Annotated in this window: 7 protein-coding genes, 1 tRNA gene and 1 pseudogene; 7 read left to right on the top strand and 2 right to left on the bottom strand. The window is 56.3% G+C overall.

Features of this window, described 5'->3' with window-relative positions; genetic code table 11:
- The first annotated feature begins 57 nt into the window (after positions 1 to 57).
- The 6 genes and pseudogenes from AAAC48_RS04230 to AAAC48_RS04255 all read left to right on the top strand — a co-directional run bounded on the left by AAAC48_RS04230 (position 58) and on the right by AAAC48_RS04255 (position 5,495).
- Positions 58 to 1,194 carry a glycosyltransferase family 4 protein gene (locus tag AAAC48_RS04230; protein ID WP_340652974.1) on the top strand — a complete coding sequence of 379 codons (1,137 nt, stop codon included), beginning with the start codon at positions 58 to 60 and terminating at the stop codon, positions 1,192 to 1,194.
- 81 nt (positions 1,195 to 1,275) lie between these two features.
- Entirely contained in the window at positions 1,276 to 1,710 is a 435-nt protein-coding gene (locus AAAC48_RS04235) for a hypothetical protein (RefSeq protein WP_340652975.1), read from the top strand.
- Positions 1,602 to 2,000, top strand: a pseudogene (locus AAAC48_RS04240) (sugar transferase); the annotation flags it as partial. The gene AAAC48_RS04235 and the pseudogene AAAC48_RS04240, both read left to right, overlap by 109 nt.
- Positions 1,997 to 3,268: an O-antigen ligase family protein gene (locus AAAC48_RS04245; RefSeq protein WP_340652976.1), complete on the top strand. Its 1,272-nt coding sequence runs from the start codon at positions 1,997 to 1,999 to the stop codon at positions 3,266 to 3,268. The pseudogene AAAC48_RS04240 and the gene AAAC48_RS04245, both read left to right, overlap by 4 nt.
- A 173-nt stretch (positions 3,269 to 3,441) precedes the next feature.
- On the top strand, positions 3,442 to 3,780 hold the full coding sequence (locus tag AAAC48_RS04250) for a hypothetical protein (RefSeq protein ID WP_340652977.1): 339 nt from the start codon (positions 3,442 to 3,444) through the stop codon (positions 3,778 to 3,780).
- A 131-nt stretch (positions 3,781 to 3,911) separates the two neighbouring features.
- Positions 3,912 to 5,495: an EAL domain-containing protein gene (locus AAAC48_RS04255; RefSeq protein ID WP_340652978.1), complete on the top strand. Its 1,584-nt coding sequence runs from the start codon at positions 3,912 to 3,914 to the stop codon at positions 5,493 to 5,495.
- 4 nt (positions 5,496 to 5,499) lie between these two features.
- Here the strand turns inward: AAAC48_RS04255 and AAAC48_RS04260 are convergent, their stop codons facing one another.
- Positions 5,500 to 7,644 carry a mechanosensitive ion channel family protein gene (locus tag AAAC48_RS04260; protein ID WP_340652979.1) on the bottom strand — a complete coding sequence of 715 codons (2,145 nt, stop codon included), beginning with the start codon at positions 7,642 to 7,644 and terminating at the stop codon, positions 5,500 to 5,502.
- Positions 7,645 to 7,980: 336 nt separating this feature from the next.
- Between AAAC48_RS04260 and AAAC48_RS04265 the strand changes: the two genes are divergently transcribed.
- Positions 7,981 to 8,262: a hypothetical protein gene (locus AAAC48_RS04265; protein ID WP_340652980.1), complete on the top strand. Its 282-nt coding sequence runs from the start codon at positions 7,981 to 7,983 to the stop codon at positions 8,260 to 8,262.
- A 195-nt stretch (positions 8,263 to 8,457) separates the two neighbouring features.
- Here the strand turns inward: AAAC48_RS04265 and AAAC48_RS04270 are convergent.
- Positions 8,458 to 8,534: transfer RNA gene (locus AAAC48_RS04270), tRNA-Pro, on the bottom strand.
- Positions 8,535 to 8,923 lie beyond the last annotated feature (389 nt).

Raw genomic sequence — 8,923 nt, forward strand, 5'->3', positions numbered from 1 at the left:
CAGGTTCTACCCGGCGACACGCTCTATGTGCGCGAGCGCTTCTTCTGACCGCTGGAGATGGTTGATAACCGGCCCCTGCGGATTGTTCACTGCTTTCGCGCTCCGGTTGGCGGGATTTTCCGCCATGTCCGCGATCTGATCGAAGCGCAGGTGAAGGCAGGCCACCAGGTCGGTATTATCTGCGATGCCTCGACAGGCGGGGATTTTGAAGAAGCACTGCTTGGTGAAATGCACAGCAAATTGGAGCTGGGCCTGGAACGCGTCGCCATGCAGCGGCAGATCGGTCCGGGTGATGCGGTGGCAGCGTTTCGCACGTACAAGGTCATCAAGAAATTGCAGCCGGATGTCCTGCATGGACATGGCGCCAAGGGTGGCGCCTATGCGCGACTGTTCGGCTCACTGCTGCGGGTATCTGGTTCACGCGTTGCCCGTTTTTATTCACCGCATGGCGGCAGCCTGCACTTTGATCCGGCGACGCTGCAAGGGCGGATCATCTTTCGCGTCGAACGCTTCATGGAAAGAATGACGGACCGGATCATATTCGTTTCGGCCTTCGAGCAAGGCGTTTACGCAAGAAAGGTGGGCAAGCCGCGATGCGGTCACGCGCTGATCTACAATGGTTTGTCAGATGGCGAGTTCCAACCCGTTACACTTGATCCCGCTGCTGCCGATTTCCTGTTCATCGGCGAAATGCGGGCACTGAAAGGTCCGGACATTTTTATTGCGGCGCTGGCGCGGGCGAGCGCTGCACGCGGGAATGCCATGACTGCCGTCATGGTTGGTGATGGCAAGGACCGTGCCCAACTGATCGAACAGGTCCAAGCAGCCGAATTGAGCGGAAACATTCGCTTTCTCATGCCGATGAAGGCGCGCGAAGCGTTCCGGCTGACGAAGGTGGCGGTCATCCCGTCACGCGCCGAAGCTCTGCCCTATCTTGTACTTGAAGCGCTTGCCGCCGGACGCCCGGTCATCGCCAGCCGCGTCGGAGGCATTCCAGAAATCCTCGGCGACAGCTCTCCGGCCCTCGTGCAGCCGGACGTTGACGACCTCGCTGCCAAGATGGCGAGCGTGATAAAGGACGTGGCGGGTTTTCAACAGTTGCTGCCGGATACTTCCACATTGAAACAGAGGTTCAGTGCCGAAACCATGGCTGCGCGCCTCCAGGCAGAATATTTTGCCGCACTCGACAGTTAACATCCCCGCTATTCTTGCTTTTCCCGCAGGCCTTTCTTAGCTGATCCGTGCTAATGAGAGGCGCCCCGACCTTCGGGATCCATGATGAAAGACACAAATGCGGAACACGGTTTTTCGCGCGAAGTTGTTCGCAACCTCGCGCCTGATCCAGTGCCATCGTCCAGCGCCAAGGTCAAATTGAGCCCGATGGCCCAAGCGATCGCCTCGCAATATGCGCGCAACACAAATTCGCCGGTCATGGTCAGCGGCACCATGCGGATCATTGAATTTGTAATCGTAGCACTCACCGGCGTTGCGGTCTTCGTCCTGTATGTCGGCCTCTCTACAGATACCCTGCTGCAATACTTCCTCGCTATTCTGTCGACCGCGACACTCAACGTGGTGCTGCTGGAGTTCACTGACAGCACCCGACGGCTCGCAATGCCGTGGTCAAGAACGACCCGCGCGTCACCCGCGTCGGCCGTTTCATCCGCAAGAGTTCGATCGACGAACTGCCGCAGTTCTTCAATTCCTTAATGGGTACGCTTTCGCTTGTCGGGCCTCGGCCGCACGCGATTGCCGCGCATACGCACAATCATCTCTATAACGAAGTCGTTGATGGCTACTTTGCCCGCCACCGGGTCAAGCCCGGTGTGACTGGCTGGGCGCAGATCAATGGCTGGCGGGGGGAAGTCGATTCCGACGACAAGATCAAGAAGCGCACTGAGTTCGACCTGTATTATATCGAGAACTGGTCGTTGTGGTTCGACCTGAAGATCCTGTTCCTGACGCCGATCCGTCTTCTCAACACGGACAATGCCTATTGAGCGCCGTTACTGATCAGAGGCAGAATGCTGGCGTCGACCACGCGAAGAAGAACCGCGCCCTGATCAAGCTCATTTCGACGTTTGCGGTCGGCTTAGGCGTTTTTCTCAGCGGTTTCGTCATCGACGAGCCCGCACCTTATGAACTCTACATGGCAGGCCTCATTGTGATCTGGGCTCTGTTCGGTCTGAGGCTATCCCGCACTGTCTCTGTTCTGCTCGCCATCCTTATCGTCTTCAATATCGGCGGCGCGATATCGATGGGGCAGATGCCGGACCTGAAGTCCGCACCGATGTATATCGCGGTATCACTCTTCCTCGCCTTCACGGCCGTGTTTTTCGCGGCGATCGTCAACAGCAATCAACGCATCCTGCCTGTCATCTTCAACGCGTATATCCTGGCCGCGATATGCACGTCGCTGCTGGGGATCCTCGGCTATTTCGAGGCTTTTCCTGGCGCGGAGGTTTTCACCCGCTATGGCCGCGCCATGGGCGCCTTTCAGGATCCCAACGTCTTTGGGCCTTTCCTGATGCTGCCCTTGGCATGGCTGGTGCATGGTGTGCTGGTCGGCAATCTGCGGGCGCTTCCTATTCGTCTTGTACCGATCCTGATCATTACACTCGGCATTTTCCTTTCCTTTTCCCGGGCAGCATGGGGTATGGCCGCACTGATCATTGCCGGGCTTGCGCTGCTTGTGTTCATCAGGAATCCCAATCGTCTTTTCCGTCTGCGGATCATTCTTCTCGCGGGCCTGGCGGTCGTGGTGGTGCTCCTCGCCATCGTCATAGCCCTACAAATTCCAAGTGTCGCAGAACTGTTCACGGCGCGCGCGCAGCTGGTGCAGGAGTATGACGAGGCGCAATTCGGACGCTTCGCGCGTCATTGGTACGGAATGCTCATGTCCATAGATCACCCGCTAGGCATTGGCCCGCTGGAGTTTGGCCCGATCTTTGGCGAGGATACCCATAACATCTGGCTGAAGGCAGCGCTGGATTACGGGTGGATCGGATTCATCAGCTATCTGACGCTGACAATGCTCACGCTGGGTTTTGGACTTCGTATCCTCTTGCGCGAGCGTCCCTGGCAACCCTTCCTCCTGTGCGCCTATCTGGTCTATGTTGCACACGTCGCGATCGGCAACGTCATCGACACCGATCACTGGCGGCATTTCTGGCTTCTGATTGGCATTATCTGGGGATGCGCCGCGCTTGAAGTCCGCCATCAGAGCGATTCACCTTCGCGCAAGGCTTCCGTTTCTGCCCTCCGATAACAAAAAAAAATGGTCAGCAGGTCGCCAAATGCGGCGTTTCTTCACCAGCGTTGAAATACACAATTCTGGATGGTAAATTCGCAATTGATAATATACATTAAGTTGAAAATCCTTCTCGGCAATTCAACTCTAGCGATAGCGCTTTATATCATACTAATTTACGACATCATTACTTGGACGCATTAATCACTTTGGACTATATACTGGCTTCGGTCCTTTATAAAAATCAAAAAGCCGCAGCGGAATGGGTGGGAGCAGAATTGACATTTCTGGAAGACGATAATCCAAATTATTCGAAATCGGATGGCGAACTTATGCAGCGCGCACTGGAAGAAGCGGCCGCGCGACTGAATATTACCGATGAAACTGATCCGGAATACAATAAGCTGGCGCGGTTTGTTCGCGCTGCCTTCATAATCGGCAATCGTGACGAAGGAGCAATAGCGAAATTTGCCGTGGATGCGGTTCTTATGCGGCGCAGACGTTCGACGAAAAACAAGCCGGCGTCTTGAGCTGGCTGACGAGGACTTCAGGGCGGGCTGACCGCTGGATTCTACCGCCTATTGTGAGTATCGCAGCACAACCCCGCCTTAAGGAACGCCTGCCTATACTCCCGCATCTCTGGCTGCGTTGAGAAATATCGGTGGAAATCAATCATATCCTACGCCAATTGGCGGTCGCAGCATGGGTCGTGGCGGCCATCCTTGCCGGAGGGCTTGCGGCCTTTGCGGGGGCACGTTTCATTGCGCATTCATTGGCGCGCGGCGACGTGACGTCCTATGCCGACGACTTGCTCGTCCGGGCGGTGACCATCGCCAGTGAAATGGACAAATCTCTCGACGAAGCCAACCAATCGACTGCAATACCCTGCTCGGTGGAAGACATTTCCAAGCTCAGGCAGATCGCATTTACCAGGCGTTTCGTCAAAGATGTCGGAAGGTTGATCGCCGGCAAGCTCGCCTGCAGCAGTTTCCTCGGAACGCTCCCTGTTCCGATTGTCGAAAAGGCGCCTGATCTGATAACCGGAACTGGCCGCAAACTCTGGGTGAGTGTTGCGTTACAACTCGGCGTAGGTATCAACGCCATGGTGGTCGAGGCCGGAAATTCCAACGTTGTCGTCGATCCTGCAGCGTTTCTCGATCTCGAACGTCCTCCCTTTCGCTACTCCATCGCGATCATTGATCTTTCACATAGGCGCGTCCTGCGCTCATGGGGAAAGCGGCTGGTCAGTGACGAAACCTTGATTGCTGGAGACGCCTCGTTCGAGAATGCAAATGAGCTGGTCAGCGCGCGCTGCTCGGCCGCCTACTCGATTTGTGGTGTGGCAGTCCTTGATCGCTCCGAAGCGATTTCGAGGCAGTTGCCGTTCATTTATGGATTCATTGGGTTTGGCGGTGTGGCCGGAGGTTTCTTGGCCATCATGGCAACGTTTATGCTGCGCCGGCAAAAGCCCCTGCTGACACGCCTCGTTGAAGCGTTGAAGTCAGAGGAACTTGCGGTCGTCTATCAGCCAATTGTGGAACTCAATACAGGACGAATGATGTCAGCCGAAGCGCTTGTGCGGTGGACCGACCGCAAGGGCAACGTCATTGCGCCGGACATTTTTGTATCGGCCGCCGAGGAGGCCGGGGTTGCAGGGCAAATCACTGCCTGTGCGCTGCGAAAGGTTACCTCGGAGGCTGGAAGGTTCTTGCGGGACAATCCTGATGTGCGCATTACGGTCAACATGGTGGCCGCGGATCTTGGCGATACCCAGTTCTATGCGGAGCTTGACAGATGCGTACGGACTGCGGGCATTTCCGCCAGTCAGATCGGACTGGAACTGACCGAGCGTTCTACAGCAGCGCTCGATATTGCTGTTCCGGCTATCGCCCGCCTGCGAAATCTGGGGCATCGGGTGTATCTCGATGATTTCGGCACGGGCTATTCAAGCCTCTCCAATCTTCAGGATCTGAATGTCGACACCATCAAGATCGATCGCGCCTTCACCAGCACGGTCGGCACGGCGTCCGTGAAAGTTTCGTTGGTCCCGCAAATCCTTGATATGGCGAACGCCCTGAATCTAGGCGTGGTCGTCGAGGGCATCGAGACCAAGGAACAACTCGATTATTTCGCCGCCGTCAGACCACCGTGTAGTGGTCAAGGATGGTTCATCTCTCCTCCGCTGGAGCCGGCGGATTTGATGATCTTTCACAAGAAACACCGAATGGCATCCATGATCGACTAACTATTCAACCTTCGCCCTCGCTGGCTTTGGCCGCATCAGCAGCCTTCTTGCGCATCGTATCCCTCGCCGCGGCTGCGGCAGCGCTGGCGTGGTCCTCATTAGCGGCGACCTGCACGGTGGGCGAGGCGAATTCTATGCCCTTCTCCGCGAAAGCCTCGCGGATCATTGCATAGGCGCGCCGCCTGATAGTGGACTGGTGGCCTGGCTTCGTCATCATGGCGAAACTCAGATTGATGCCATAATCACCAAAAGCCTCAACGCCCTTCATCTTTACCGTTTCGATGATCTGCGGGCCGAACTCCTCGTCCTCGAGAAGGGCCGCACCAACGCCTTTCACCACCTTTTTGACCAAGGCTATATCGGTATCGTAGGCGACCGATATGAGGAATTTGTCGATAACCCAATCCCGGCTCATGTTCTGCACTGCGCCCAGCGAACCGAACGGAACGGTAAAGATCGGACCACGGTGGTGGCGCAGTTTGACGGACCGGATGCTAAAGGATTCGACCGTGCCCTTATAGCTGCCGCTCTGGATATATTCCCCCACCCGGAACGCGTCATCGGTCATGTAAAACACACCGCTGATGACATCCTTGACCAGCGACTGCGAGCCAAAGCCAATGGCAACGCCAAAAATGCCAGCGCCGGCGATCAACGGACCGATCTCGACACCGATCCCTGACAAAACCATCATGACCGCAATGGCGGCGATGAGCGCGGCAAGGAAATTGCGCAGGATCGGCAGGAGGGTCAAAAGCCGTCCGCTGCGCGCAAGTTCAGCCGCATCTCCGCCTTCGATGCGCGCACGTTCTATGCGCCGGTTGATCAATCCCTTGACCATATGCCAGACAAGATCTGCTGCGAGCAGGATAACAACGCCGCCCAATATCCCGCGAATAATGCGACTGGCGCTTTCGTCCTCCATCAGGCCGCTCGCGCGGAATCGAACGACCGTGGCGAGCCAGGCGACCGCCAGTGCGATAATGATCGCCCTGGCCCCGCGCTCGACAAGTACTTCGACGACGGAATTTCTGTGCTGGGCTGGGTCGTCCGAACCGGAGAAGAACGACTTCACAATGGTGCTGGTCGTTCTCAAAATGGGGGGCAGGATGAGCGCAAAAATACCGAGCCACAACGCCAGGTTCATCCCCGCGACCCATAATAGCCATAACAGGCAAAAGCAGAAGGTCAGCAGCCATTCCTTGACGCGGTAAATCCGGGAGGTTGTAACCGCGCCGGGGCGATGCCAGACCGCCTCGATTGCGACCGCCAACAGGCCAAGGCCAAGAATGTAAACGACGAGGCTCCTGACATTGGGGGTAAAATGGAGAGCCGTCATCAATCCGGCCGCAGCCCAGCCGGCGAAGAAGATTCCGGCGAACAATGCAACACGGCGGTACCAGAAAGCAGCCTTCGCCTCGTTCATCGGAATAAGACTCAGCTTGCCGTGCTTGCGATCGGTTCCGAGCAGAATAGCGGTCACGCGCATGATAACCCGCCAGGCGATCAGGGCGACGAGCATGGGGAGGACGAGCTCAGCGAGAAGCGGTGGCCAGGTGAACGCGAGGAAGGCGCCGATGCTAGCCGCAGCAAAGACCACCAGCGGAGCGATGGCGGCAAAAATTGACCGGCCTATCAGGTGATGGCGCGCGGGCGATCCCGCATCTGCTGCCGGATGGGCAGCACTTCGTTTGATTGCCTGGCTGACCAGGCTGCGGAATGCAAATTCGGCGCCTAGGCCGAGCGCCGCGAAAGCAACGAAAAGCGCGAGTATTGCCCCGGGACCGCGGCCATGAATCTCGGTCATGATCGTCGAACTTGCTTCCGAAAACTCGTCAGGTACCTCGGGAACTGCCTCGCCGACGCCGCGCAAATGTGCGCGAATGGCATCGGACCAACGCATGAAGTCACTGGCAGAGGCACCCATCTGCATCTCCGCCGCCGGCTGCGTTGTGTTCTTTGCGGCAATCCATGCCTTCACTTCCGGATCATCCAGCAGCTTCAGCAATTGTTCGACCTTTGCAGGCGGGGGCGGCGGAGCTACGGTCTGCGCTTGCGAAAGTGTGGCACAGGCAAACAGGGCAACCAAACCGAACGCAAAGAGGGTGCTCACCTTCGCGGATATGATCCGGATCACGGCAGTACTCATCGGCTGACCCCCACAGATGCTTTCATTCACTATGCCGACAAATTGCCGACCTGTCTCATGAATAAATCAGGAGAGCATTTACCTGAACGGGGCCGGAATTGTCCGCCGAGGCGGCTTTGACTGGCAAGGGAGACCAACCTTCAATCGCCGGTCCCGCCCAGGTAGGACAACAAGAGGGAGGTACCTCACTGCCCTGCTAAATGTTGGTTCAAAATGCGTGTCGCGTCAAAGTTGTTACGGTAACATCGTTGCAATGAAGCGGCCTGCAAAGCATGCTCGCCAGCATAAAGTTTTGCGGGCAGCGTGTGCGCGCAATTTCGGAATGGGGTTGGAACTATGAAGTATATTCTGCCCGCTCTTTTAGTCCTTGTATGCACCGGCGACATCGCGGCGGCCGGTTCCATCAAGTCCAACATGCTCGAGCGCAGGACTGCCCGCGCGATCCGCAATGCAGGTTTCTGGTGCGATCGCATTACCGATGCGCAAATCGACAAGGGACTATCTTCAATGGGGCCGACGATCGTCCGGGTCACTTGCGACGACAAGACGAGGTTCGAGCAGTACAAGGTCACCATGACGAAAGACAACAAGATCGCGAAAATCGAGCCGTGGAAATGATTGCGCACCGCGACAGCGATCGCAAGGGATGCGGTATGGGCAGAAACCGCCGAAAGCATGCCTATCCGCAGAATGTTTGTAGGGCTGCCGAAACAATATGCAACGCTGAACAAACGAAAAATGCCAGGCCTGATGACAGGACGTGGCATTTTTCATGAAGGCAAAATGCATCCAACAGGTTTGCTTGTCAGATTTTGGTCGGAGTGGCGGGATTCGAACCCACGACCCCTTGACCCCCAGTCAAGTGCGCTACCGGGCTGCGCTACACTCCGAACCGGGGAAAGCCCTAGAATACTGGGCTTTTTAACGCAAGAGGCAAAACGGAGAAAAAGAACAAACTGCACACAAATGCACCTCGTGGGACTGAACGGCACCAAAATCACTGTGAATAGTCCCACGGATGTTCTGCAAATGTTCCAATGGAGAATTAGACTTGGGTGCCTACAAACCATCAGCAATCAGCATCTTCGAAGAAGTGCCGGCGGAACCTGATCGCGGCCCGGGGAGCCACTACTTCAAGCTAGTGCATTGTAAACACTAGCTTTTTTACTCAAACAGCAAACCTTTCCCTAATATGGCTTGGTTCGAGTCCGTAGTTGGCTCCGTGGGTCTGGATGAATCGCGCCATTGTATTTGTGACGCTACGATTCGTTGACTCCCT

It is taken from the genome of Phyllobacterium sp., assembly GCF_037994405.1.
GTDB lineage: Bacteria > Pseudomonadota > Alphaproteobacteria > Rhizobiales > Rhizobiaceae > Phyllobacterium.

Coding starts and splice junctions, on each gene's coding strand:
- AAAC48_RS04230 (WP_340652974.1), top strand. CDS start 58: ATGGTTGATAACCGGCCCCTGCGGATTGTTCACTGCTTTCGCGCTCCG.
- AAAC48_RS04235 (WP_340652975.1), top strand. CDS start 1,276: ATGATGAAAGACACAAATGCGGAACACGGTTTTTCGCGCGAAGTTGTT.
- AAAC48_RS04260 (WP_340652979.1), bottom strand. CDS start 7,644: ATGAGTACTGCCGTGATCCGGATCATATCCGCGAAGGTGAGCACCCTC.
- AAAC48_RS04265 (WP_340652980.1), top strand. CDS start 7,981: ATGAAGTATATTCTGCCCGCTCTTTTAGTCCTTGTATGCACCGGCGAC.